The sequence below is a fragment of the Pseudomonas sp. dw_612 genome, from assembly GCF_018449725.1.
GTDB lineage: Bacteria > Pseudomonadota > Gammaproteobacteria > Pseudomonadales > Pseudomonadaceae > Aquipseudomonas.
Genome location: NZ_JAAVVC010000001.1, coordinates 526,993 through 551,862, shown reverse-complemented (window position 1 = coordinate 551,862; position 24,870 = coordinate 526,993). Strand labels below are relative to the sequence as shown.

Below are 24,870 nucleotides of genomic sequence, written 5' to 3'. Positions count from 1 at the left end.
GGGATTGCCCGTTGCCCTATGCCAGCCGTGCTCGTTATGCTGCTGAACCCTTTAATCGATCCGAGTACTGGCCGTACCTGAGCCGCCTGGGATGTCATTAAAAAACGGATCAGATGCGATGAATGCACCACTGAAAGCATTCGGCCCGATCAAGGCCGTTATTTTCGACATGGATGGCTTGCTGCTGGACACGGAGGGCATTTACACCGAGGTCACGTCGATGATTGTCGAGCGTTACGGCCGGACCTTCGACTGGAGCATCAAGCAGAACATCATCGGCCGTGGCGCGGGCGACCTGGCGCGTTATGTGGTCGAAGCGCTGGATTTGCCGATCACCGCCGAAGAGTTCCTGGTGATCCGCGAGCCGCTGATGCGCGAGCGTTTCCCCAAGGCACTGGCGATGCCGGGTGCCGAGGAACTGGTTCGGCATTTGAAGGCCAATAACATTCCGATTGCGGTGGGCACCAGTTCTTCTCGCCAATCGTTCGGCCAGAAAACCACGTTGCACCGCGACTGGTTTGCGCTGTTTGACTTCGTTGTTACCGCCGATGATCCGGAAGTCGGCGCGGCCAAACCAGCGCCGGACATCTTCCTGACCGCTGCGCGGCGCCTCGGTGTTGCGCCGGAGGATTGCCTGGTGTTCGAGGATTCGCCCTTTGGCGTCACAGCGGCGAAAGCGGCGGGGATGACCGCGATTGCGATCCCGGATGCGGCCATGGCGGACGAAAAGTACGCACATGCGGATGGGATTCTTCGTACGTTGAAGGCATTCACGCCGAGTGCATGCGGTTTGCCAGCACTCGAATGGGCCTGATGCAGTAAATGTGGGAGCGGGCTTGCTCGCGAAGAGGCAGCGTCAGACAACATTGATGTCGGCTGACACACTGCCTTCGCGAGCAAGCCCGCTCCCACATTTGATTTTGTTTTTAGCTCATCAGGCGCCAAAACCACCATCAATCGTCAGGCTCGCACCGGTGATGTAACCCGCTTCCGGGCCAACCAGGTAAGCGACGAAACTGGCGATCTCTTCCGCTTTGCCATAACGACCCACGGCCATCAACGGGATCAGACTCTCGGCAAAGTCGCCGCTGGCCGGGTTCATGTCGGTGTCGACCGGGCCCGGTTGCACGTTGTTGACGGTGATGCCGCGCGGACCGAGGTCGCGGGACAAACCTTTGGTCAGGCCGACCAGCGCCGCTTTGCTCATCGCGTACGGGCCGCCACCGGCGAAGGGCATGCGGTCGGCGTTGGTGCTGCCGATGTTGATGATGCGACCGCCTTCGGTCATGTGTTTGGCGGCGGCCTGGGTGGCGATGAATACGCTGCGCACGTTGATGGCCAAGGTCTGGTCGAAGTCTTCGAGTTTGAAATCTTCCAGTGGGGCGACGGCCAGCACACCGGCGTTGTTGACCAGGATGTCCAGGCGACCGAAGGCGTCGACGGTGGCGGTCACGGCGTTGCGAATGGCGTCGGCGTCAGCGCTGTCGGCTTTGATGGCGAGGGCTTTGCCACCGTTGCCGGTGATGCTGTTTTGCAATTCTTCTGCCTTGGCGGTGGAGCTGACGTAGGTGAAGGCAACCGCGGCGCCTTCAGCGGCCAGGCGTTTGACGATGGCTGCGCCGATGCCGCGGGATCCGCCTTGAATCAAAGCCACTTTGCCGCTGAGGTTCTGAGTAGTCATATCGATCTCCAAAGTCCCGAGGCGAGATGTCTCGGTTGATGGAGCCTAGTATCGATTCCGGATTACATGCTGTGTAGAGGGTAATTGCGATAGTCTGTGTAAACCAAAAGTTTATAGTGGCGACTATGGAAACCTTCAGCAGTATCGAATGCTTCGTGCGCAGCGCCGAGGTCGGCAGCTTCGCCGAAGCCGCGCGACGCCTGAGCCTGACCCCCGCGGCCGTGGGCAAAAGCGTCGCCAAACTTGAGGCGCGCCTGGGTGTGCGGCTGTTTCAGCGCAGTACCCGTAGCCTGACGTTGACCGAGGCCGGTCAGTTGTTTTTGAGCGAAGTCAGCGCCAGCCTGCACACCATTCAAAATGCCGTGGCCAACCTCGCCAGTGCCGAAGGACGCCCGGCGGGCACGCTGAAAGTCAGCATGGGCACGGTGTTCGGGCGGTTATATGTCGTGCCGCTACTGGGGAAATTTCTAAAGCGCTTTCCGGCAATCAACCCGGACTGGCATTTCGATAATCGTCAGGTCGATCTGATCGCTCAAGGTTTTGATGCGGCGATTGGCGGCGGATTCGAACTGCCCCAAGGCGTGGTGGCGCGCAAGCTGACCCCGGCCCATCGAGTGCTGGTGGCGTCAGCCGAGTATCTGGCCGGGCGCGAGGCGATCGTCGAACCTGACGACCTCAAGCTGTGCGACGGGATTCTGATCCGCTCCCCGCAAACCGGCCGCGTGCGCTCCTGGCAACTGAGCAGTCGGACCCAGCAACACAGTCCGCTGGTGCTCAAGGCGCGGATGACCATGAGCGATTCGGAAGCAGCCTGCGCCTGTGCTGTGCAGGGTTTGGGCATTGCGCTGGTGAGCATGCCGTTTGCCGTAGGTTATCTGGAGGCCGGGACGTTGCAGCGGGTGTTGCCGGACTGGTACGTCGACGATGGCAACATTTCGATCTATTACGCGGAACACAAGTTGTTGCCGGGCAAGACCCGGGCGTTTGTGGATTTCATTATTGAGCAGTTTGCGGCGCGGGGGTTGGGGGCGCGGTTTAGTGCGATTTGAAGCCTGAGTTAGACCGAGTCGCGGCCTTCGCGGGCAAGCCTTGCTCCTACAGGGATTTGCGCGGTTTCTGTAGGAGCAAAGCTTGCTCGCGATTAAACGATAACGCGGTCTACCGCCCAAACCGCCCCGGCCACCCAATAATCGTCTTCGGCCGCGGTGTCGCATACGTCCGTACTTTCGAGGTCGACAACCCCAACCGCACCAGCGATTCAGCAATGGTCACCGCCGCCGTCACGCCATCCACCACCGGCACACCGGTGCGCTGGCGGATCTGTTCATCCAGTCCGGCCATGCCGCCGCAGCCCAGGCAAATCACCTCGGCCTTGTCTTCCAGTACGGCCAATTCCGCCTGGCGAACAATCGCCTCCAGCGCACGCTGCGGATCGGATTCCAGTTCCAGCACCGCCAAACCGCTGGCCCGCACTGACGCACAACGATCCCACAGCCCCGATAGCTTGAGGCGATCCTCGATCAGCGGCACGGTGCGGTCCAGGGTGGTGACCACCGAGTAGGCATGGCCGAGGAACATGGCGGTACTGGCGCCCGCGTCAGTGATGTCCACCACCGGCACGTTGAGCAATTCCTGCAAGCCTTCGCGACCGTGTTCGCCGTAGCCGGCCTGGATCACCGCGTCGAAGGGCTGGTCGTAGGACATGACCCGATCCATCACGGCGATAGCGGCCAGGTAACTTTCGAAATTGCCTTCGATGGAATCGGCACCGAAATGTGGCGTCAGACCGATGATTTCAGTGCCGGGCGCGGCCACGGACCGGGCCTGGCGGGCGATGGCCTGGGTGATGGATTCGGTGGTGTTGACGTTGACCACGAGAATTCGCATGGGAAGTCCTTATAGCGGGGTGGTTCTGCGGCCCGACGCTGCCGGGCCGCCAGGGGATTAATGGCTGACGTTATCGACCGCGATGCTTTCACCGCTGACATCGGCGTAATGCGGCTGCCGTTTGGCGATGATCAGGTAGAGCATCCCTGCAATCCCGGCGCCAATCAGCCAGGAGAACGGCGACACGCTGTGGAAACCCGGCATCAGCGCCAGGACGATGGCGATCAGGGCTGCAGGAATAAACGCCGCCACCGCGCGGAGATTGACGCCACGGCTGTAGTAATAAGCGCCGTTGGGGTCTTCGCTGTACAACTGCGGCACATTGATCTGACCTTTTCGTACAAGCCAGTAGTCGACCATGATCACCCCGTACAACGGGCCGAGCAGGGCGCCGAGGCCGGACAGGAAATACACGATCACCAGCGGACTGTTGTAGAGGTTCCACGGCAGGATCAGCACGGCGATGGTGGCGCTGATCAGCCCGGCGCGGCGGAAGGTCAGGTATTTCGGCGCCAGGTTGCTGAGCACGAAGGCCGGGGCGACGAAGTTGGCCATGATGTTGACGGCCACGGTAACGATCAGGAAGGCCAGGCAACCGAGGACCAGGAAGAACGTGTTCGGGATGGAAGCGATGATTTCGGTCGGGCTTTCGATGATCCGGCCGTTGATCTGAAACTGCGCACCGCAAAGCAGGACGGTGATGCTGGCGAACACCAGAATATTCACCGGCAGGCCCCAGAAATTTCCGACCTTGATCGTTTTGCGGCATGGCGAGGAACGGGCGAAGTCGCAGAAGTTGAGGATCAGCGTGCCGTAGATCGACAGCCACAGCGCGCCGCCAGCAAAGATGTTGCGCCACATCTCGCCACCGCTCAGCGGTTCGCGGATCGACCAGGCGATGGTCGCGTCAGCCTGGAAGTACATCCATCCGGCGAGGGAGGCGACGGTCAGCAGGATCACCGGCCCGGCAAATGCCTCGTAGCGCCGCACCATTTCCATGCCATACGCCAGGATCGCCAGCTGCACGAACCAGATCGCCACGAAACAGATCCAGCCCAAGGTCGACAGGCCGAGGATCGAGTCGTGGTCGTAGTCGGCGAAGCCGGGATGCACTGCGGTCAGCAGCACGCGAAAGACGACTGACGCCAAGTACGTCTGAATCCCGAACCAGGCGATGGCGATAACGGCGCGGATCAGTGCAGGAATTTGCGCCCCATGAATGCCGAAACTGATCCGGCTGATCACCGGAAACGGCACCCCGGTTTTCTGGCCCATGTAGCCGGAGAGGTTCATGAAGCAATACACCAGCGCCGCGCCGATCCCCAGCGACAACAGGATCTGCCAGCCGCCCAGACCCAAGGCATACAGGCCGATGGCGAACGAGTAGTTGGCGATGTTGTGAACGTCATTGGTCCACAGGGCAAAGATGCTATAGCGCCCCCAGCGCCGACCTTCGGCCTTGGTCGGCGCCAGGTCTTTATTGTGCAGGCGGGGGCTGAGGACCACCGGGGCTTGAAGCGTTTGATCGCTAATGTTGAGGGCAGGTTGAGAGGAGGGCAGATCCAGCGCGATGTTGTTATTGGATAGGCTAGTACGCATTCCGGCAGGCTCCTGATGCTCGAATACCGCGATGACTGTGCATGAGCGTTGGCTCGACAAATCTTCGTCGCGGGGGTGAGCATCACTGGTTACGGGGCATCTGCAGCCTGTACGGGATAGGGCGCTTCAGGCTTGCGGATCTAAAGTGTGTGTATGTTTTGAATAAAATTGTATACAAAACATAAACGCACTTAAGCCAGTTCTATGCCAGATCAGGATCTATGAAGTTCTTCTGTAATTTCTTTTTGTTATCGATAGGCGATAAGTTGCTGAAATAAAGGACATATAAATTGACCGATTAAACAGGTATTTATTTTCGGCGAAGTGTTTAGGAAACGTCGACTGAGGAAGGCAGGAAGGGAAATTGTAACTTTTGGGGGCGATGAAACAAAAAGTGCACACATAAATGGCACTTATGGTGACATTTGTGTGTACACATTTATTAAGCCGCAATCGGACCTGTGGGAGCGGGCTTGCTCGCGAAGGCGGTGGGTCAGTTGAAATTGAAGTCGACTGACACGACGCCTTCGCGAGCAAGCCCGCTCCCACATTTGGATCTTCACAAGGCTAGGGGTTATGCCTTGGACTTGCTGATGATGTTCCCCGCATGCAACCCGCATTCTTTCTGCGTCGCCTCTTCCCACCACCAGCGACCTTCGCGCTCATGCTGGTTCGGCAGCACCGGGCGGGTGCACGGCTCACAGCCGATGCTGATAAAGCCACGTTCATGCAGGCTGTTGTAAGGCAGCTCCAGCATGCGGATGTAACCCCAGATCTCTTCGCTGGTCATCTGCGCCAGCGGGTTGAATTTGTACAGCGTGCGCTCCGGGGTAGAAAACGCGGTGTCGATTTCCAGCACGGCGACGGCGCTGCGGGTGCCCGGGCTCTGGTCCCGGCGCTGGCCGGTGGCCCAGGCGGTGACGTCGGACAGTTTGCGGCGCAGCGGCTCGATCTTGCGGATGCCGCAGCATTCGCCATGGCCGTCCTTGTAGAAACTGAACAGGCCTTTTTCCTTCACGAACGGTTCAAGTTTCGTGTAGTCCGGCGACACCAGTTCGATGTCGATCTTGTAGTGCTCGCGCACCTGATCGATGAAACGGTAGGTCTCGGGGTGCAAGCGGCCGGTGTCGAGGCTGAACACCTTGACGTTCTTGTTCAGCTTCCAGGCCATGTCCACCAGCACCACATCCTCGGCGCCGCTGAAAGATATCCACAGGTCATCGCCAAACTCGGCGAACGCGAGCTTCAGGATGTCCTGGGCGGATTTGTTGGCATAGGTCGTGGCGAGTTCCACGACATCGAACGATGGGCTCATCAGGGCGGCTTCCTACAGGTCGGTGGCGCTGGGCGCTCTATATGGGGCCGATGGTAACAAAATCCCACGGCCACTGGCGCGCCCTCTGCGTTGCACAGGCTCGCCCGAGTCGCTAGAGTTCGGCAGTCCTTTTGCTCGCTCGACTCAATAATCAATACAAATGGGAGTGTCTTGTGGAAATTGCCTGTCTGGATCTTGAAGGTGTGCTGGTCCCGGAAATCTGGATCGCCTTCGCCGAAAAAACCGGAATCGAATCCCTGAGGGCCACCACCCGGGACATTCCCGACTACGACGTGCTGATGAAGCAGCGCCTGCGGATCCTCGACGAACATGGCCTGAAGCTCACCGATATTCAGGAAGTGATCGCCACGCTCCAGCCGCTGGACGGCGCCATCGAGTTCGTCAACTGGCTGCGCGAGCGCTTCCAGGTGGTGATTCTGTCGGACACGTTCTATGAGTTTTCCCAGCCGCTGATGCGTCAACTGGGCTTCCCGACCTTGCTTTGCCATCGCCTGATTACCGACGATGCCGGGCGGGTGACCAGCTATCAGTTGCGTCAGAAAGATCCCAAGCGTCAGTCGGTTTTGGCGTTCAAGAGCCTCTACTACCGGGTGATTGCGGCGGGGGATTCCTACAATGACACGACGATGCTGGGTGAGGCGGATGCCGGGATTCTGTTCCATGCGCCGGACAATGTGATTCGCGAGTTCCCGCAGTTCCCGGCGGTGCACAGTTTTGCGGATTTGAAGCAGGAATTTATCAAAGCCTCCAACCGCGCCCTCAGTCTGTAAACCTCAACCCTGTAGGAACTGCCGAAGGCTGCGATCTTTTGATTTTGATTTTTAAAGACAAGATCAAAAGATCGCAGCCTCGTTTCACTCGGCAGCGCCTACGGCCCCACAGATCCTATTGAGGGACGTTGGTTACAGGTTCTGGAGGGTATCGAGCAACACCTTCACCTTGGTAATCGATTCCTGATATTCGGCCTGCCACTCCGAGTCGGCGACAATCCCGCCGCCACCCCAGCAACACACCTGCCCATCCTTGACCAGCAAACTGCGAATCGCGATGGAGCTGTCCATCTCGCCGCGCACGTCCAGGTACACCAACGATCCGCAGTACAACCCGCGACGGGTCGGTTCCAGTTCATCAATGATCTGCATCGCGCGGATTTTCGGCGCGCCGGTAATCGAGCCGCCGGGGAAGCTGCCAGCGATCAGGTCCAGGGCGTCCTTGTCATCGGCCAGTTCGCCGGTGACGCTGCTCACCAGATGATGCACGTTCGGATAGCTTTCCAGGCTGAACAACTCCGGCACCCGCACCGAACCGATGCGGCAGGTGCGGCCCAGGTCATTGCGCAGCAGGTCGACGATCATCAGGTTTTCCGCGCGGTCCTTGGGGCTGGCCAGGAGTTCGGCGGCATTCGCGGCGTCTTCGGCCGGGGTCAGGCCGCGCGGGCGGGTGCCTTTGATCGGGCGGGTTTCAACCTGTCGCTCGCTGACTTTGACGAAACGCTCCGGCGACAGGCTCAGCACCGCGCCACCGTCGGGCAGGCTCTGGAACCCGGAGAACGGCGTCGGGCAAGCGGCGCGCAGTGCGCAATACGCGGCCCATGGGTCGCCTTGGCATTGCGCGCGAAAGCGTTGGGCGAAGTTGACTTGATAACAGTCGCCGGACTGAATGTACTGCTGGATCCGCTCAAGGGCCTGGCGATATTGGTCGGCGCTGAGGTCGGCGCTCATCGGTGCCTTCAGCTTGAACGGCGTAACCGGGTCAGTCGCCGGCTGAGTGAACAGTGCGACCAGACGCTGACGCTCGCTATCCGCCAGCGTCGGGTGAAACACCAACTGACTGGTCAGCCGTTGGTGATCGCTGATCAGCGCCCAGCCATACAGACCGAAGCGCGCATCCGGCAGATGCAGGTCGTCCCGGGCCTGGCTCGGCAGGTTTTCCAGATGACGGCCGAAGTCGTAGCTCAGGTAACCGATCAGGCCTCCAGCGAAAGGCAGTTCATCGGGCACTGACGCTTCGCCCAGTTGCGTCAGATTGTCCCGCAAGCGTTGCAGGAAATCGGCGCCGCTTTCGTCCGGCAGCACGGCCAACTGCGCCAGCGGCCAGGCGCTGAGTACATCAAAACGCCCGCGATCGGCACTCGGGCGGCCGCTGTCGAGCAGCACGGCGCCGGGGGCATGACGAATCGCCGCGAAGTAGTCGGCGGGGTTGGTGCGATAGGGGAGCGGGTGTACGGAACAGGTCAACATGAGCGGCGCGGATCAGCCATCGAGGCGGGGTGGCGATTGTAGTCCTCTGTAGGAATTGCTCCTAGAGGGGATGTCGGGGATTGGCAGGTAGGTGGTAATTCCAGATGGGCGTCTGAATCAAAATCCACCCCTCACCCCAGCCCTCTCCCCAGAGGGGAGAGGGGAAAGGGAGCAGATCGGGGGGCTTTTCAGAACCTGAGTTCGACTCGATATTTCAGGTCGATGTAGCTCGAATAAACAACTCGGTCGGTTCCCTCTACCCCTTGGGGAAAGGGAGCAGATCGGGGGGCTTTTCAGAGCCTGAGTTCGACTCGATATTTCAGGTCGATGCAACTTGCCCAAACTACTCGGTCAGCTCCCTCGCCCCTCTGGGGAGAGGGTTGGGGTGAGGGGTGGATTTAACTGAACCCCAAAAAACCAGACCTAACCCTCAACCGGCGGAATATGCCCAAACATCTCCTGCACGAATTCCACCCGTTCCTGCACGGTCTCGATTACCCCGCGAGCCTTCAACTCTTCCAGCCGCGCCTCGACCGCATGGGTACGCAACGTCAGCCCACAATCATTGGCAATCTGGATGTTCAACCCCGGCCGGGCGTTCAACTCGAGAATCAGCGGCCCTTTCTCTTGGTCGAGCACCATGTCCACGCCGATGTAACCCAAGCCGCACAGCTCATAGCAGCCCGCGGCGAGTTTCATGAAACCGTCCCAGTAGGGCAGTTGCACGCCATCCACCGCGTTGGTGGTGTCCGGGTGTTTGGTGATGATGTTGTTCAGCCAGGTGCCGCGCAGGGTCAAGCCAGTCGCCAGGTCTACACCGACGCCAATGGCGCCCTGGTGCAGGTTGGCCTTGCCGCCGGACTGGCGGGTTGGCAGGCGCAACATAGCCATGACCGGGTAACCCATCAGCACGATGATGCGGATGTCGGGCACGCCTTCGTAGCTGATGCTCTTGAAAATCTGGTCCGGCGTGACGCGGTATTCGATCAGCGCCCGATCCCGGTGGCCGCCCAGGGAATACAGACCGGTGAGGATGCTCGACACATGGTGCTCGATTTCCTCATGGCTGATGATCTTGCCGGACACCGTGCGATAACGGCCCTCGAAACGGTCGGCCACCACGATAATGCCGTCGCCGCCCGCGCCCTGCGCCGGTTTGATCACGAAATCGCTGCGCCCGCCGATGATCTGGTCGAGGTTGTCGATTTCCTTCTCGGTGGAAATGATCCCGTACAGCTCCGGCACATTGATGCCGGCGGCGATCGCGCGTTCCTTGGTGATGATCTTGTCATCGACAATCGGGTACAGGCTGCGCTTGTTGTACTTGAGCACGTAGTCCGCGTTGCGCCGATTGATCCCCATGATGCCCCGGGCTTCCAGGGCCTTCCAGGTCTTCCAGAAACCGAACATTACGAATCAGCCTTGAGGAACGCTTTGAAGCGCACCAGTTCGGTCAGGCGATAGCCGCGATAGCGACCCATGGCCAGCATGAAACCCACCAGGATCAACAGGATTGCCGGGAAGGTGAACACGAAGTAGACCAGTTCCGGCACGCTCATGATCAGGTGCGCCAGGGACGCGGCGAACAGCGTACCGATCGCGACTTTCAAGGCATGCCCGGCGCCGCGCTCTTCCCAGGTGATCGACAGGCGTTCGATGGTCATGGTCAAAATCACCATCGGGAACAGCGCCACCGACAACCCGCGTTCCAGCCCAAGTTTATGGCTGAACAGGCTGATCGCCGCGATCAACACCACGACAAATGTCAGCACCACCGACAGCCTCGGCAGCATTTGCAGCTTCAAGTGTTCGAGGTAGGAGCGCAGCGACAGCCCCAGCGCCGTAATGATGGTAAACAGCACAATCCCGAAGCCCAGTTGCGTCTCGCGGAAGGCCAGGGCGATCAGCACCGGGGTAAAGGTGCCGAGGGTCTGCAGGCCGATCAGGTTGCGCAGGATCAGGATCACCAGCACGCCAATCGGAATCATCACCATGATCATGAACGTCTGCTGGGTTTGCAGCGGCAGGCCGTACAGCGAGTATTCGAGGAAGTTGGCGTCGGTGTTTTCGTCGGTCAGCTTGGCCAGGCGAATTGCGTTCATTTCGCTGTTGTTCAGGCTGAAGGTGACGTTGGCTTTTTTGCCGCCATCGACGGTGATCAGGTTTTCGTCGCCGGTCCACCACAGCAGGCGGTCGGTCGGCAGGCCCTGTTCGCCGGTTTCCGGGTTGAAGTACAGCCAGTCGGTGCCATTGAAACTGCGCAGCCACAGTTCAGGCATTTGCGGCTGATCGGCGACCAAACGAATGGTGTGGACTTTCTCCACCGGCACGTGGGCAATGGACAGGACCAGCTCGACGATCCGGGCTTTGTTCGCGGTGGACGGATCGCCGCCGAGCAACAGCTTCACGTTGTCGTCGTTGAGATTATTGACGCGCTTGATCGCTTCGCCGACGAAGGTTTCGACGTCAGCCGAGTGTTGGCGGATCGGCGCGAGCAAGGCTTCGGCGGCGACTTTTTCTGCGCCTTCGACGGCGATGCTGTCGCGGAAGGTCGGGCCTTTGATCTTGGATTTTTCGCCGCTGTAGCGCTTGGTCAGCACGAGACGGTAATACAGCGTCTGGTTGCCCTTGGCCCGACGCGCCGACCAGGTGACCTTGCGGTTGCCATCGACCCGGTTCACCGCCACGCCATAGTTATTGGAAATGAAGCTTTCGTTCAGGCTCACATAGTCGCGGCTCAGGGGCGGCACGAACATCTGGATCTTGACCGGGTCTTTGGCACTGGCGACGAACTCGACCTTGGCGTCGATGTTCCACAAGTCGTCCGTGGCGTCTTCGGTGACGGGAATGCCGAGCACGAAGATCTGGTAGGCCGTAACTGAAATGCCCAGCACCACCAGAAGGGCGATGAGGATTTTCAGGTGGAGGTTAATAGAGCGCATTGGAATTACTCTGCGGTATGAGCGTCGGTGGCGCAGGCGGGTTTGCCAGCAGCGTATTTAAGACTGGGGTCGACCAGCGCATCGAAGCGTTTAAGGGCTTCGGAGCCAATCAGGAGCGGGTATTGGAAGGCGCTGCGGTCGGTCAGGTTCACTTCGATGCTGCGCAACGCCGAACCCATGCAGATGTCCAGCTCGATCACCGGGCGGGCCGTGTATTTCTTGCCTTCTTCCGGATCGTAGTCGCCGGCCCGGCGCTTGATTTTGCTGACCCGGGCCAGTGGCCGTTCTATCGGGTGCGAGTGCGCGGCGTCGATGGCCAGATAGAAGCGTACCCAGGATTCGCCATTGCGTTTGAAACGCTTGATGTCGCGGGCGCTCAACGACGCGGTTTTCGCCCCGGTGTCGAGTTTGGCGGCGACTTCCAGGTCAATGCCGTTCAACGAGGCGTACTCGTTGAGGCCGTACACGGTTTTTTCCCCCGCGGCGGCGACACCGGGCAGGAACAGAAAATAAAGAAAGGTGGGGAAGGGCTTGAGTCTCATAAATCCTGGGTGCGCAGCGGTCCGTACTTCGATTCAAGGCCCTGGCATTGCTGCGCAAGCTCCCTCGTATGCCTATCAGCTATTTATGACAAGCCGTGCAGATGCAAATGACAAACAAATGCGGGCGGCATTCTAGCACGGTGGTTTTATGGCGCCAGCGCCGACAGGGGGCTATAAACCGCTGTGTTGCGTCGTTATGGTGCAAGCGGTTATTAGACGATTGTCGACAGTCTCTATTTATTCTTTGACTATACGGCCTGTATTCGCTAGTTTTTGCCGCACTGGCTAACAAGGTGTCGACAATATGCTGGATCAACTCGATCCCCCGGTCGTTGCGCAAGACGATTCGGAAACACTGTCCGAGAACGTCTTCCGGCGCATCCAGGCCGCCATCGTCAAGGGCGAGATCGCCCCGGGCAGCAAGATCTCCGAACCGGAGCTTGCCCGCACCTATGGCATCAGCCGCGGGCCGTTGCGTGAAGCGATCCACCGTCTCGAAGGCCAACGCCTGCTGGTGCGCATACCGCACGTCGGTGCGCGCGTCGTTTCCCTGAGCCATGCCGAGTTGCTGGAGCTCTACGAAATCCGCGAATCACTGGAAGGCATGGCCTGTCGCCTGGCCGCCGAGCGCATGACCCTCGAAGAAATCGACGAGTTGCGCCGGGTCCTTGAAACCCATGAGCGCGATGCGGCGTTCCAGGCCGGTGTCGGTTACTACCAGCAGGAAGGCGATTTCGACTTTCATTACCGGATCATCCAGGGCAGCGGCAACCGCACCCTGACCCAGATGCTTTGCGGCGAGCTCTATCAACTGGTGCGCATGTACCGCATCCAGTTTTCCACCACGCCCAATCGCCCGCGCCAGGCCTTTGCCGAGCACCACCGGATTCTCGACGCCATCGCCGACCGTGACGGTGAGCTGGCCGAGTTGTTGATGCGCCGTCACATCGGCGCCTCCAAACGCAATATCGCCCGTCACTACCAGGACGGCGCCAATAAGACAGCCACTGAACGAGGTGAGTCATGAGTTCCAACAAGAGCACTCCAGGCCAGCGTTTCCGCGATGCGGTCGCCAGCGAACATCCGTTGCAAGTGGTCGGCGCGATCAACGCCAACCACGCGCTGCTGGCCAAACGCGCCGGGTTCAAGGCGATTTACCTGTCGGGTGGCGGGGTGGCTGCCGGCTCCCTCGGCGTGCCGGACCTGGGCATCACCGGCCTGGACGACGTGCTGACTGACGTGCGCCGCATCACTGACGTCTGTGACCTGCCGCTGCTGGTGGACGTGGACACCGGTTTCGGCTCCTCGGCATTCAACGTCGCGCGCACCGTCAAATCGATGATCAAGTTCGGCGCGGCGGCGATTCACATCGAAGACCAGGTCGGCGCCAAGCGCTGCGGTCACCGTCCTAATAAAGAGATCGTGTCGCTGCAGGAAATGGTCGACCGCATCAAAGCCGCCGTCGATGCCCGCACCGATGACAGCTTCGTGATCATGGCGCGTACCGATGCGCTGGCCGTCGAAGGTCTGGAATCTGCCCTGGATCGCGCTGCGGCGTGCATCGAGGCCGGCGCCGACATGATCTTCCCGGAAGCCATCACCGAACTGGACATGTACAAGCTGTTCGCCAGCCGCGTGAAAGCGCCGATCCTGGCCAACATCACCGAATTCGGCGCGACGCCGCTGTACACCACCGAGCAACTCGCCGCCGCCGACGTGTCGCTGGTGCTATACCCATTGTCGGCGTTCCGCGCGATGAACAAGGCGGCGGAAAACGTCTACACCGCGATCCGCCGCGACGGTACGCAACAGAACGTGATCGACACCATGCAAACCCGCATGGAGCTTTACGATCGCATCGACTACCACACCTTCGAGCAGAAGCTCGATGCGTTGTTCGCCGCGAAAAAATGATGAGACACGCGCTTTTGTAGCAGCTGCCGAGCCTGCGAGGCTGCGTCCGAGGCCCAAGGACTCGCCGAACCAGGCGATTGAGTTTTTCCGGTGATACCGCGTATGCCAGGTTTACGACGGCTGCGCCGCCGGACGCTGGCTCGCGGTGCTCGACAGCTGCTACAGAGGGCGATGTAAACCGAAAGAAATTGCAGATTCCCTAAAAATTTCAAGATTGGAGACAGCAATGGCTGAAGCAAAAGTACTCAGTGGCGCCGGGCTCCGTGGCCAGGTGGCCGGGCAAACCGCACTGTCCACCGTGGGCCAGTCGGGCGCAGGCCTGACCTATCGTGGCTACGATGTTCGCGAACTGGCGGCTGACGCGCAGTTCGAAGAAGTCGCCTACCTGCTGCTGTACGGCGAACTGCCGACCAAAGCGCAACTGGATGGCTACATCAGCAAACTGAGCAAGCTGCGCGACCTGCCGCAAGCCCTGAAAGAAGTGCTGGAACGCATCCCCGCCGACGCCCACCCGATGGACGTGATGCGCACCGGTTGCTCGTTCCTGGGCAACATCGAGCCGGAGAAAGACTTCTCCGCCCAACACGACGTGACCGACCGCCTGCTGGCCGCGTTCCCGGCGATCATGTGCTACTGGTATCGCTTCAGCCACGACGGCAAGCGCATCAATTGTGTGAGCGACGAGCAGACGATTGGCGGCCACTTCCTGCACCTGCTGCACGACAAGAAGCCGAGCGATCTGCACGTCAAAGTGATGAACGTGTCGCTGATTCTCTACGCGGAACACGAATTCAACGCTTCGACTTTCACTGCCCGCGTCTGCGCGTCGACCCTGTCGGACATGTTCTCCTGCATCACCGCCGCCATCGGCTCCCTGCGCGGTCCGCTGCACGGCGGTGCCAACGAAGCGGCGATGGAAATGATCGAGCGCTTCAAGTCGCCGGAAGAGGCGATCAAAGGCACCCTCGGCATGCTTGAGCGCAAAGACAAGATCATGGGTTTCGGCCACGCGATCTATAAGGACAACGATCCGCGCAACGAGGTGATCAAAGGCTGGTCGAAAAAACTCGCGGACGAAGTGGGCGACACCGTGCTGTTCCCTGTGTCCGAAGCCATCGACAAGACCATGTGGGAGCAAAAGAAACTGTTCCCGAACGCCGACTTCTACCATGCGTCGACGTACCACTTCATGGGCATCCCGACCAAATTGTTCACCCCGATTTTCGTCTGCTCGCGCCTGACCGGCTGGGCCGCGCATGTGTTCGAACAACGAGCCAACAACCGCATCATCCGCCCGAGCGCCGAATACGTCGGCGTCGAACAGCGCAAGTTCGTGCCAATCGAACAACGCTGATTGGGGGAGGGCCTGAGCACTGGTAACTGAAGGAACCGGAACCCCCTATGGGAGCGGGCTTGCTCGCGAAGACGGACTGACATTCAACATCTATGTCGACTGATACACCGCTTTCGCGAGCAAGCCCGCTCCCACATTTGACCCGGTTTCAATTCAAGTCCGGAGCCAGGCGCGCCCCTTTTGCAACTACCGTGACCGAGTCCTGACCGATGAACACAGAATTCCGCAAACCGCTGCCCGGCAGCCATCTGGATTACTTCGACGTCCGTGCGGCGGTCGATGCCATCCAGCCTGGCGCCTATGACACCCTGCCGTATACCTCCCGCGTACTCGCGGAAAACCTGGTGCGCCGCTGCGACCCGGCCACGCTCACCGATTCCTTGAAGCAGTTCATCGAACGCAAGCGCGACCTCGACTTCCCATGGTTCCCGGCGCGCGTGGTCTGCCATGACATCCTCGGCCAGACCGCCCTGGTCGACCTCGCCGGCCTGCGCGATGCCATCGCCCTGCAAGGTGGTGACCCGGCGCAAGTGAACCCGGTGGTGCCGACGCAATTGATCGTCGATCACTCCCTGGCCGTCGAGCGCGGTGGTTTCGACCCAGAGGCGTTCGAGAAGAACCGCGCCATCGAAGACCGTCGCAACGAAGACCGTTTCCACTTCATCAACTGGACCAAAAAAGCCTTCAAGAACGTTGATGTGATCCCGCCGGGCAACGGGATCATGCACCAGATCAACCTGGAGAAAATGTCTCCGGTGATCCAGGTGCGTGACGGCGTGGCATTCCCGGATACCTGCGTCGGCACCGACAGCCACACCCCGCACGTCGATGCCCTGGGCGTGATCGCCATCGGCGTCGGTGGCCTGGAAGCCGAGAGCGTGATGCTCGGTCGCGCGTCATGGATGCGCCTGCCAGAAAGTGTCGGCGTCGAGCTGACGGGCAAGCTGCAACCGGGCATCACCGCCACCGACATGGTGCTGGCGCTGACCGAGTTCCTGCGCAAGCAAAAAGTCGTCGGCGCCTGGCTGGAATTCTTCGGCGAAGGCGCTTCGGCGCTGACCCTCGGCGACCGCGCAACCATTTCCAACATGGCCCCGGAGTACGGCGCCACCGCTGCGATGTTCTACATCGATCAGCAGACCGTCGACTACCTCAAACTCACCGGCCGTGAAGACGAGCAGGTAGCGCTTGTCGAGAACTACGCCAAGACCACCGGCCTGTGGGCTGACAGCCTGAAGCATGCGCAATACGAGCGCGGCTTGAGCTTCGACCTGTCCTCGGTGGTGCGCAACATGGCCGGGCCGAGCAACCCGCACGCTCGCGTCGCAACCTCCGATCTCGCTGCCCAAGGCATCTCCGGCCAATGGACCGAAGTGCCCGGCCAGATGCCGGACGGCGCGGTGATCATCGCCGCCATCACCAGTTGCACCAACACCAGCAACCCACGCAACGTCATCGCCGCCGGCCTGCTGGCGCGCAATGCCAACAAGCTCGGGTTGACCCGCAAGCCGTGGGTCAAATCGTCCCTGGCGCCGGGTTCGAAAACCGTCGCGCTGTACCTCGACGAAGCGGGCCTGACCACGGAACTGGAGCAGCTCGGTTTCGGCATCGTCGCGTTCGCCTGCACCACCTGCAATGGCATGTCCGGCGCACTCGATCCGGTGATTCAGCAAGAAATCATCGACCGCGATTTGTATGCCACCGCCGTGCTCTCGGGCAACCGCAACTTCGACGGGCGGATTCACCCGTACGCCAAGAATGCGTTCCTCGCGTCGCCGCCATTGGTGGTCGCTTACGCCATCGCCGGGACCATCCGTTTCGACATCGAAAAAGATGTATTGGGCGTGGTCGATGGCAAGGAAATTCGCCTGAAAGACATCTGGCCGAGCGACGAAGAAATCGACGCGGTGGTGAAAGCCTCGGTGAAGCCGGAGCAGTTCCGCCAGGTCTACATTCCGATGTTCGCCATCCACGAAGACACCGGCCCGAAAGTCACGCCGCTGTACGACTGGCGCGAGATGAGCACCTACATTCGCCGTCCGCCGTACTGGGAAGGCGCGCTGGCCGGCGCGCGTCCGCTCAAGGGTATGCGCCCGCTGGCGGTGCTGCCGGACAACATCACCACCGATCACCTGTCGCCGTCGAACGCGATCATGCTCGACAGCGCGGCGGGTGAATACCTGGCGAAAATGGGCTTGCCGGAAGAAGACTTCAACTCCTACGCGACCCACCGTGGCGACCACTTGACCGCGCAGCGCGCGACCTTTGCCAACCCGAAACTGTTCAATGAAATGGTCCAGGAAAACGGCAAGGTCAAGCAGGGTTCGCTGGCCCGCGTCGAGCCGGAAGGCCAGGTCATGCGCATGTGGGAAGCCATCGAAACCTACATGGAACGCAAGCAGCCGCTGATCATCATTGCCGGTGCCGACTACGGCCAGGGCTCGTCCCGGGACTGGGCGGCGAAGGGCGTGCGCCTGGCCGGTGTGGAAGCGATTGCCGCCGAAGGTTTCGAGCGCATTCACCGCACCAATCTGGTGGGCATGGGCGTGTTGCCGCTGGAGTTTTTGCCGGGCACCGATCGCCACACACTGGGCATCGATGGCAGCGAAACTTACGACGTGATCGGCGACCGCACCCCGCGTGCGCAGTTGACGTTGGTGATCAATCGCCTGAATGGCGAGCGGGTTGAAGTGCCGGTGACTTGCCGTCTCGACACGGCTGAAGAGGTGTCGATCTATGAGGCGGGCGGCGTGTTGCAGCGCTTTGCTCAGGACTTCCTTGAATCGGCAGTCGCCGTTTAAAAATTCAGGGCCGCAGGGGATTTCACGTCCCCTGTCGGCCAATAGAGGAATGACATGGCTCACGTACCTCAAATCAAAATTCCCGCCACCTACATGCGCGGCGGCACCAGCAAAGGCGTGTTCTTTAGCCTGAAAGACCTGCCCGAAGCGGCACAGATTCCCGGTCCGGCGCGCGATGCATTATTGCTGCGCGTCATCGGCAGCCCCGACCCGTACGACAAGCAAATCGACGGCATGGGCGGCGCGACCTCCAGCACCAGCAAAACCGTGATCCTGTCGAAAAGCATCAAGGCCGATCACGACGTCGATTACCTGTTTGGTCAGGTCTCCATCGACAAGCCATTCGTCGACTGGAGCGGCAACTGCGGCAACCTGTCGGCAGCGGTCGGTTCGTTTGCCATCAGCAATGGTCTGGTGGACGCCAGCCGCATTCCGCACAACGGCGTGGCCGTGGTGCGCGTGTGGCAGGCCAACATCGGCAAAACCATCATCGCCCACGTGCCGATCACCAACGGCGAAGTGCAGGAAACCGGTGATTTCGAACTCGACGGCGTGACCTTCCCGGCCGCCGAAGTGCAGGTGGAGTTCATGGACCCGGCAGCGGAAGAAGAGGGCGGCGGCGGTTCGATGTTCCCCACTGGCAACCTGATAGACGACCTCGAAGTGCCCGGCATCGGCACCTTCAAGGCGACCATGATCAATGCCGGCATCCCGACGATCTTCATCAACGCCGAAGACCTCGGCTACAAGGGCACCGAGTTGCAAGGCGCAATCAACGGCGACCCGAAAGCCCTGGCGATGTTCGAAACCATCCGTGCCTATGGCGCGTTGCGCATGGGCCTGATCAAGGATCTGGACGAAGCGGCCAAGCGGCAGCACACGCCGAAAGTGGCGTTCGTGGCCAAGCCTGGGGACTACGTGGCGTCCAGCGGCAAGGCGATTGCGGCGGGGGATGTCGACCTGCTGGTGCGTGCGTTGTCCATGGGCAAATTGCACCACGCGATGATGGGCACGGCGGCAGTGGCGATTGGCACGGCGGCGGCGATTTCCGGGACGTTGGTGAACCTTGCGGCCGGCGGCGTTGAACGCAACGCGGTGCGCTTCGGGCATCCGAGCGGCACCTTGCGTGTAGGCGCTGAAGCCAGCCAAGTGAACGGCGAATGGACCGTGAACAAAGCCATCATGAGCCGCAGTGCGCGGGTGTTGATGGAAGGGTTCGTGCGTATTCCTGGCGATTCTTTCTGATCCGAAAACCACCCCTCACCCCAACCCTCTCCCCAGAGGGGAGAGGGGGCTGACCGAGTTGTTCTTGATAGCAACAGCGACCTGCCATTCCGAGCCGAACTCAAGTGTTGAAAAGCATGGAGATCGGCTCCCTTTCCCCCTCTCCCCTTTGGGGAGAGGGTTGGGGTGAGGGGTCGATGCACCTGAAAAAATACACATCAAGCAGGCACCCCAGACCTGCAAAAACTAACCCAACCTGCCGCTGAGGAACACAACAACCCAATCATTCCTTCACTGGAGTAACCCCGAATGAGCGCCAACGTCGACCTGAACAACCGCCCCGACTACGACACAGTCCTGCAGGACATCGCTGACTACGTCCTCAACTACAAGATCGAGTCCACAGAAGCACTCGACACCGCCCGCAACTGCCTGATGGACACCCTCGGCTGTGGCCTGCTGGCCCTGCGCTTTCCCGAATGCACCAAACACCTGGGCCCGATCGTCGAAGGCACCGTCGTGCCGTTCGGCGCCCGTGTGCCCGGCACCGCTTTTCGTCTCGATCCGGTCAAAGCCGCGTGGGACATCGGCTGCATCGTGCGCTGGCTCGATTACAACGACACCTGGCTCGCTGCCGAATGGGGACATCCGTCGGATAACCTCGGCGGGATTCTCGCGGTGGCGGATCACCTGTCGCAAAAACGCCTGGCTAACGGCGACGCGCCGCTGACGATCCGCGCGGTGCTCGAAGCAATGATCATGGCCCATGAGATTCAGGGCGTGATCGCGCTGGAAAACTCCTTCAACCGTGTAGGCCTCGATCACGTGTTGCTGGTGAAAGTCGCCTCGACCGCCGTCACCGCCAAACTCATGGGCGCCAATCGCGAGCAGTTGCTGTCGGCGCTGTCTCACGCCTTCGCTGACGGACAGGCGCTACGCACTTATCGCCATGCGCCGAACGCCGGGTCGCGCAAATCCTGGGCGGCGGGCGATGCTTCCAGCCGTGGCGTGCGTCTCGCGGACATTGCGATGCGCGGCGAGATGGGCATTCCCGGCGTCCTGACCGCCAGGCAGTGGGGCTTCTACGACGTGTTGTTCAGCCACACCAATAACGATCTGGCGCTAAAACCCGAAGACAAACGCGCTTTCAGTTTCTCTCGCCAGTACGGCAGCTACGTGATGGAAAACGTGCTGTTTAAAATCAGCTTTCCCGCCGAGTTCCACGCACAAACGGCGTGCGAAGCCGCGGTGACCTTGCATCCGCACGTCAGGAATCGCCTGCACGAAATCGACAGGATCGTGATCACCACCCACGAATCGGCGATCCGCATCATTTCCAAGGTCGGCCCATTGGCCAATGCCGCTGACCGCGATCACTGCATCCAGTACATGACCGCCGTGCCGCTGGCCTTCGGCAATCTGGTGGCCGAGCAGTACGAAGACGACTTCCACACCGCGCACCCGATCATCGATGTACTGCGGGAGAAAATGGTCATTGTCGAAGAGCCGCGTTTCACCCGCGAATACCTGGAGGCCGACAAGCGTTCCATCGCCAACGCGATCCAGGTATTTTTCAAGGACGGCTCCAGCACCGAGAACGTCGTGGTCGAGTACCCGATTGGCCATCGTCGCCGCCGTACCGATGGCATTCCGCTGTTGGAAGACAAGTTCAAGGCCAACCTCGCGACGCGTTTCACCGGTCAGCGCAGTGCCGAGATTTTTGCGTTGTGCAAGGATCAGGCTGCGCTGGAAGCAACGCCGGTTAACCGGTTTGTTGATCTTTTCGTGATCTGACACCGATCCCCGTAGGAGCAAAGCTTGCTCGCGATGGCGCTCTCAAGACAGCCATCACGGGCAAGCCTTGCTCCTGCAGAAGGGGGGGGCGTGCTCAGGATTTGAGCCATTTCTCGACAGGCAATTTGGTGATGGCAAACCCCGCCAGCAACACCGCCGAATAAATCATCAACTCCTGCGAAATACTCTGCCCCTCATACCAGGCACCAATCACCACCGCGAACACCGGAAAAATAATAAACACGAACGACAAAATGATCGGGCTCAGGCGTTTGAGCAGTAAAAAGTAAACGATAAACCCGCCCACCGACGCTACCAGCCCCAGATAGAGCAGGGCGCCCCACGAGCGCGTGGTGATGTCGTCGAACACCGGCGCCTCAACGCTCAACCCCGCAACAAACAGCATCAATCCGGCCAGGCCGATGGGCAGCGTGTTGTAGGTAATCACGCTGATCGCCGTGCCTTGTTTCTTGGTGACCACGTAACACAACGCATGCATCAGCGCCGCCGCCAGAATCGCCAGCACACCGAAGAATTCAGCGTGGTCCAGGTGCAGGCCCTGGCTGCGGATAATCATGAACAAACTGCCAAAGCCGATGGCGATGCCAATCACTTGCGAAGGGTAGATTTTCTCCCGCAACAACACTGCGGAAAAAATCAGGATGAACACCGGCATGCAACTGAACAGCAGCGCGGTCAGGCCAGACGAAACGTGCATCTCGCCGTAGTTGAGCAAGTAATACGGCAGGCTGAAGTACGACAAGGTGACGAACACGAAAAACCAGCGACTTTGCCGTGGAAACAGCAGCGGTTCGCGGCGCAGCAGGGCGAAGCTCAAGAACAGCGGAAACGCGATCAGAAAGCGCAGGCCGGCGGCGGTCAGGGGGGGCACGCTTTCGACGGCGATCTTGATCCCCAGCCACGTGGTGCCCCAGCTCAGGCATACGATCAGAAACAAAATGCTGGTGATCAATCCCGCCAGCCAGGGTTTTCCCGTGATGGACGGCGTGCTGATGGCAATCGACATGGTCGTGCTCCTTGGGTCGCCGGAATTGACCTGATAACGGAAAAGGTCTATCCCTGATTGAACCTGTTTTCAGCACGCTATTCGGGATGGAAATGACTGTCAAAGTAAGTATTGCCACGGTGTCAATCCTGCGTGAAGGCTTGGCCCATGGGCGCGGCGTCAAGTACAAACGCTTGGCCGAGGCTTTGGAAAAAAGCATTGGCGAAGGTTTGATAGAGGCCGGTAGCAAATTGCCGCCCCATCGATTGTTGGCGGACAGCCTGGGCGTAACCATCGGCACCATCAGTCGCGCGTATGGCGAACTGGAGCGGGTCGGGTTGGTGGTGGCCCGTGTCGGAGATGGCACTTATGTGCGTCAGCGCGGGATGGAACGACTGCGGGACAGTGGCTTTCGCAATGTCAGCGATGAACCCCAGCCGTACTTCGATATGAGCCGGAATCAGCCGATCCCAGGGCAGGAAGCCGCGTTTCTAAGTCAGAGTTTGCAGACCCTGGCCGGCGACCCGCAGACCTTGCAATTTCTCAGCGGCTATACGGCCGATGGCGGATTACCGCGCCACCGAGAGGCCGGCGCCCATTGGCTGCGGCACCAGGCCTTTGTGCCGAATGCCGAGCAGGTGATTTGCGTCAACGGCGGCCAGCATGGCTTGCTCTGCGTGTTGATGGCGCTGCTCAAGCCCGGCGACACGCTGGTGACCGAGCATTTGACCTACCCCGGTTTGATCAGCGTCGCACGCATGCTTGGGGTAAAACTCATCGGCGTCGGGATGGATGACGAAGGTTTGTTGCCTGAACGCCTGTCGGACGTTTGCCAGCAGCATCGGGTAGCGGCGGTGTACTGCACGCCGACCATCCAGAATCCTACGGCGGCGGTGATGTCGGTCCCACGGCGCGAGGCGATTGCCGAGGTCTGTCGCCAACACAACCTGCTGATCATCGAAGACGAAGCCCATGCCGTGCTGGCGCAGCAGCGTCCCTTGCCCTTGAGCCATTTTGCTCCGGAACGCTCGGTGCTGATCGGTAGCCTGAGCAAAGCGGTTTCCGCCGGTTTGCGCGTGGGTTATCTGCATGCGCCGCAACCGTTGATCGGACGTTTGAGCGCGGCGGTGCGCGGGACCTGCTGGATGGCCAGTCCGCTGTCGATGGAACTGGCGACGGCGTGGATCGAAAACGGTATCGCCAAACAGTTGCTGGGGCAGCAGATTGCTGAAATCAGCCGCCGCAAGCGGTTGGTCAGCGGCGTGTTAGAAGACGTCAGCTACAAGACGCATCCCCATAGCCCGCACTTCTGGATCGAAGTGCCCGAGCCGTGGCGCGCGTCGCAGATTGCGGCGGAGCTTAAGGAAAATAATTACCTGGTGGCCACCGCCGAGGCGTTTGCGGTGGGGCACGGGGCGGTGCCGCAGTTTATTCGGGCGAGTGTGTGTCATTCGGCGGGGGATGATCGGATGTTGCTGCGAGGTTTTGAAGCGTTGGTGGGGGCATTAACAGAAACCGTGTGATCGTTCTTCGCGAGCAAGCCCGCTCCCACAGTAGATCTTCAGTGAACACGGCATGTGTGTTCGACGACGATCCACTGTGGGAGCGGGCTTGCTCGCGAAGGCGCCCTTACAAGCGCTACAAAACTACTTGAACCGCCGTTCCACCCCTTTCTCCACCAGAATCTTCGCCGAAATCTCTTCCACGGAAAAATGCGTGGAATTGATGTGCGGAATGTTCTCGCGGCGGAACAGATTCTCCACTTCGCGCACTTCGAATTCGCACTGGGCATAGCTCGAATAGCGGCTGTTGGGCTTGCGTTCGTTGCGGATCGCGGTGAGGCGGTCCGGGTCGATGGTCAGGCCGAACAGCTTGTGCTGGTGGGCGCGCAGCGCGGACGGCAGGGTCAGGCGCTCCATGTCGTCTTCGGTCAGCGGATAGTTGGCGGCGCGGATGCCGAATTGCATGGCCATGTACAGGCACGTCGGTGTCTTACCACAACGCGACACGCCCACTAGGATCAGATCGGCCTTGTCGTAATAATGCGTGCGCGCACCGTCATCGTTGTCCAGGGCGAAGTTCACCGCCTCGATTCGCTCCATGTAATTGGTGTTGCTGCCGATGGAGTGGGACTTGCCGACGGTGTAGGAAGAATGCTCGGTCAGTTCCTGTTCAAGCGGCGCCAGGAAGGTCGAGAAAATGTCGATCATGAAACCATTGGACGTTGCGAGGATCTCACGAATGTCCTGATTGACGATGGTGTCGAAAATAATCGGACGAAAACCATCGTTTTCGGCGGCTTTGTTGATTTGTTGTACCATGGCCCGCGCCTTATCGACGTTGTCGATGTAGGGCCGCGTGAATTTGCTGAAGGTAATGTTTTCGAACTGCGCCAACAGGCTTTGCCCGAGGGTCTCGGCGGTAATACCCGTGCCATCGGAGATGAAGAAAGCAGATCGTTTCATTTGCACCTTGGGCCTTAAGCTAGTGAAGATTTCTGGATATGATAGACGCGATTTGTAGGCCGCCGGTTGGCCCGCATTCTCACTT

General features: G+C 60.0%; 20 protein-coding genes. 10 read left to right on the top strand and 10 right to left on the bottom strand.

Features of this window, described 5'->3' with window-relative positions:
• The first annotated feature begins 118 nt into the window (after positions 1-118).
• Positions 119-814 carry an HAD-IA family hydrolase gene (locus HB680_RS02495; protein ID WP_213936981.1) on the top strand — a complete coding sequence of 232 codons (696 nt, stop codon included), beginning with the start codon at positions 119-121 and terminating at the stop codon, positions 812-814.
• 120 nt (positions 815-934) lie between these two features.
• Here HB680_RS02495 and HB680_RS02490 read toward each other — a convergent pair whose 3' ends face one another.
• Positions 935-1,681: a 3-oxoacyl-ACP reductase family protein gene (locus HB680_RS02490; protein WP_213936980.1), complete on the bottom strand. Its 747-nt coding sequence runs from the start codon at positions 1,679-1,681 to the stop codon at positions 935-937.
• Positions 1,682-1,806: 125 nt separating this feature from the next.
• Between HB680_RS02490 and HB680_RS02485 the strand changes: the two genes are divergently transcribed.
• Positions 1,807-2,730, top strand: a complete 924-nt coding sequence (locus tag HB680_RS02485; RefSeq protein WP_213936979.1) for a LysR family transcriptional regulator — start codon at positions 1,807-1,809, stop codon at positions 2,728-2,730.
• Between the two features lie 109 nt (positions 2,731-2,839).
• Here HB680_RS02485 and HB680_RS02480 read toward each other — a convergent pair whose 3' ends face one another.
• The 3 genes from HB680_RS02480 to HB680_RS02470 all read right to left on the bottom strand — a co-directional run bounded on the left by HB680_RS02480 (position 2,840) and on the right by HB680_RS02470 (position 6,482).
• The gene (locus HB680_RS02480; protein ID WP_213936978.1) at positions 2,840-3,568 is read right to left on the bottom strand and encodes an aspartate/glutamate racemase family protein; all 729 of its coding nucleotides are present in this window, start codon (positions 3,566-3,568) and stop codon (positions 2,840-2,842) included.
• A gap of 57 nt (positions 3,569-3,625) precedes the next feature.
• The gene (locus HB680_RS02475) at positions 3,626-5,167 is read right to left on the bottom strand and encodes an NCS1 family nucleobase:cation symporter-1 (RefSeq protein ID WP_213936977.1); all 1,542 of its coding nucleotides are present in this window, start codon (positions 5,165-5,167) and stop codon (positions 3,626-3,628) included.
• Between the two features lie 574 nt (positions 5,168-5,741).
• Positions 5,742-6,482: a phosphoadenylyl-sulfate reductase gene (locus HB680_RS02470; protein ID WP_213936976.1), complete on the bottom strand. Its 741-nt coding sequence runs from the start codon at positions 6,480-6,482 to the stop codon at positions 5,742-5,744.
• Positions 6,483-6,655: 173 nt separating this feature from the next.
• On the opposite strand from HB680_RS02470, the gene thrH reads away from it, so the two are divergent.
• Entirely contained in the window at positions 6,656-7,273 is a 618-nt protein-coding gene (gene thrH / locus HB680_RS02465) for a bifunctional phosphoserine phosphatase/homoserine phosphotransferase ThrH (protein ID WP_213936975.1), read from the top strand.
• A gap of 132 nt (positions 7,274-7,405) precedes the next feature.
• Here thrH and pabB read toward each other — a convergent pair whose 3' ends face one another.
• The 4 genes from pabB to HB680_RS02445 all read right to left on the bottom strand — a co-directional run bounded on the left by pabB (position 7,406) and on the right by HB680_RS02445 (position 12,227).
• The gene (pabB, locus tag HB680_RS02460; protein ID WP_213936974.1) at positions 7,406-8,743 is read right to left on the bottom strand and encodes an aminodeoxychorismate synthase component I; all 1,338 of its coding nucleotides are present in this window, start codon (positions 8,741-8,743) and stop codon (positions 7,406-7,408) included.
• Positions 8,744-9,166: 423 nt separating this feature from the next.
• Positions 9,167-10,153: an alpha-L-glutamate ligase-like protein gene (locus tag HB680_RS02455; RefSeq protein WP_213936973.1), complete on the bottom strand. Its 987-nt coding sequence runs from the start codon at positions 10,151-10,153 to the stop codon at positions 9,167-9,169.
• A complete protein-coding gene (locus tag HB680_RS02450) occupies positions 10,153-11,685 on the bottom strand; it encodes an inactive transglutaminase family protein (RefSeq protein ID WP_213936972.1) in 1,533 nt (510 codons plus the stop codon). Before HB680_RS02450 ends, HB680_RS02455 begins: the two co-directional genes overlap by 1 nt.
• A gap of 5 nt (positions 11,686-11,690) precedes the next feature.
• Entirely contained in the window at positions 11,691-12,227 is a 537-nt protein-coding gene (locus tag HB680_RS02445; protein ID WP_054053979.1) for an ATP-dependent zinc protease, read from the bottom strand.
• A gap of 307 nt (positions 12,228-12,534) precedes the next feature.
• Here HB680_RS02445 and HB680_RS02440 point away from each other — a divergent pair, with 307 nt between their 5' ends.
• The 6 genes from HB680_RS02440 (at position 12,535) to prpD (ending at position 21,314) form a co-directional block, all read left to right on the top strand.
• On the top strand, positions 12,535-13,254 hold the full coding sequence (locus HB680_RS02440) for a GntR family transcriptional regulator (RefSeq protein WP_213937106.1): 720 nt from the start codon (positions 12,535-12,537) through the stop codon (positions 13,252-13,254).
• Positions 13,251-14,141: a methylisocitrate lyase gene (gene prpB, locus HB680_RS02435; protein WP_008146328.1), complete on the top strand. Its 891-nt coding sequence runs from the start codon at positions 13,251-13,253 to the stop codon at positions 14,139-14,141. Before HB680_RS02440 ends, prpB begins: the two co-directional genes overlap by 4 nt.
• 226 nt (positions 14,142-14,367) lie before the next feature.
• Positions 14,368-15,495 (top strand): 2-methylcitrate synthase, encoded by a 1,128-nt coding sequence (prpC, locus tag HB680_RS02430; RefSeq protein ID WP_213936971.1) that lies wholly within the window; start codon positions 14,368-14,370, stop codon positions 15,493-15,495.
• 209 nt (positions 15,496-15,704) lie between these two features.
• Positions 15,705-18,296, top strand: a complete 2,592-nt coding sequence (acnD, locus tag HB680_RS02425) for a Fe/S-dependent 2-methylisocitrate dehydratase AcnD (RefSeq protein ID WP_213936970.1) — start codon at positions 15,705-15,707, stop codon at positions 18,294-18,296.
• A gap of 54 nt (positions 18,297-18,350) precedes the next feature.
• Complete coding sequence (gene prpF / locus HB680_RS02420) at positions 18,351-19,541, top strand: 2-methylaconitate cis-trans isomerase PrpF (RefSeq protein ID WP_213936969.1); 1,191 nt, start codon at positions 18,351-18,353, stop codon at positions 19,539-19,541.
• Between the two features lie 288 nt (positions 19,542-19,829).
• Complete coding sequence (prpD, locus tag HB680_RS02415) at positions 19,830-21,314, top strand: 2-methylcitrate dehydratase (RefSeq protein WP_213936968.1); 1,485 nt, start codon at positions 19,830-19,832, stop codon at positions 21,312-21,314.
• Between the two features lie 94 nt (positions 21,315-21,408).
• Here prpD and HB680_RS02410 read toward each other — a convergent pair whose 3' ends face one another.
• Positions 21,409-22,296, bottom strand: a complete 888-nt coding sequence (locus HB680_RS02410; RefSeq protein ID WP_213937105.1) for an EamA family transporter — start codon at positions 22,294-22,296, stop codon at positions 21,409-21,411.
• A 137-nt stretch (positions 22,297-22,433) separates the two neighbouring features.
• On the opposite strand from HB680_RS02410, the gene HB680_RS02405 reads away from it, so the two are divergent.
• Positions 22,434-23,843: a PLP-dependent aminotransferase family protein gene (locus HB680_RS02405; protein ID WP_213936967.1), complete on the top strand. Its 1,410-nt coding sequence runs from the start codon at positions 22,434-22,436 to the stop codon at positions 23,841-23,843.
• Positions 23,844-23,966: 123 nt separating this feature from the next.
• Here HB680_RS02405 and HB680_RS02400 read toward each other — a convergent pair whose 3' ends face one another.
• A complete protein-coding gene (locus HB680_RS02400) occupies positions 23,967-24,785 on the bottom strand; it encodes a pyruvate, water dikinase regulatory protein (protein ID WP_213936966.1) in 819 nt (272 codons plus the stop codon).
• Between the last annotated feature and the right edge of the window lie 85 nt (positions 24,786-24,870).

What these genes read in the sequence shown, in the direction of transcription:
- HB680_RS02495 (WP_213936981.1), top strand. Translation starts at nt 119, where the DNA reads ATGAATGCACCACTGAAAGCATTCGGCCCGATCAAGGCCGTTATTTTC.
- HB680_RS02490 (WP_213936980.1), bottom strand. Translation starts at nt 1,681, where the DNA reads ATGACTACTCAGAACCTCAGCGGCAAAGTGGCTTTGATTCAAGGCGGA.
- HB680_RS02485 (WP_213936979.1), top strand. Translation starts at nt 1,807, where the DNA reads ATGGAAACCTTCAGCAGTATCGAATGCTTCGTGCGCAGCGCCGAGGTC.
- HB680_RS02480 (WP_213936978.1), bottom strand. Translation starts at nt 3,568, where the DNA reads ATGCGAATTCTCGTGGTCAACGTCAACACCACCGAATCCATCACCCAG.
- HB680_RS02475 (WP_213936977.1), bottom strand. Translation starts at nt 5,167, where the DNA reads ATGCGTACTAGCCTATCCAATAACAACATCGCGCTGGATCTGCCCTCC.
- HB680_RS02470 (WP_213936976.1), bottom strand. Translation starts at nt 6,482, where the DNA reads ATGAGCCCATCGTTCGATGTCGTGGAACTCGCCACGACCTATGCCAAC.
- pabB (WP_213936974.1), bottom strand. Translation starts at nt 8,743, where the DNA reads ATGTTGACCTGTTCCGTACACCCGCTCCCCTATCGCACCAACCCCGCC.
- HB680_RS02455 (WP_213936973.1), bottom strand. Translation starts at nt 10,153, where the DNA reads ATGTTCGGTTTCTGGAAGACCTGGAAGGCCCTGGAAGCCCGGGGCATC.
- HB680_RS02450 (WP_213936972.1), bottom strand. Translation starts at nt 11,685, where the DNA reads ATGCGCTCTATTAACCTCCACCTGAAAATCCTCATCGCCCTTCTGGTG.
- HB680_RS02445 (WP_054053979.1), bottom strand. Translation starts at nt 12,227, where the DNA reads ATGAGACTCAAGCCCTTCCCCACCTTTCTTTATTTTCTGTTCCTGCCC.
- prpB (WP_008146328.1), top strand. Translation starts at nt 13,251, where the DNA reads ATGAGTTCCAACAAGAGCACTCCAGGCCAGCGTTTCCGCGATGCGGTC.
- prpC (WP_213936971.1), top strand. Translation starts at nt 14,368, where the DNA reads ATGGCTGAAGCAAAAGTACTCAGTGGCGCCGGGCTCCGTGGCCAGGTG.
- acnD (WP_213936970.1), top strand. Translation starts at nt 15,705, where the DNA reads ATGAACACAGAATTCCGCAAACCGCTGCCCGGCAGCCATCTGGATTAC.
- prpF (WP_213936969.1), top strand. Translation starts at nt 18,351, where the DNA reads ATGGCTCACGTACCTCAAATCAAAATTCCCGCCACCTACATGCGCGGC.
- prpD (WP_213936968.1), top strand. Translation starts at nt 19,830, where the DNA reads ATGAGCGCCAACGTCGACCTGAACAACCGCCCCGACTACGACACAGTC.
- HB680_RS02405 (WP_213936967.1), top strand. Translation starts at nt 22,434, where the DNA reads ATGACTGTCAAAGTAAGTATTGCCACGGTGTCAATCCTGCGTGAAGGC.
- HB680_RS02400 (WP_213936966.1), bottom strand. Translation starts at nt 24,785, where the DNA reads ATGAAACGATCTGCTTTCTTCATCTCCGATGGCACGGGTATTACCGCC.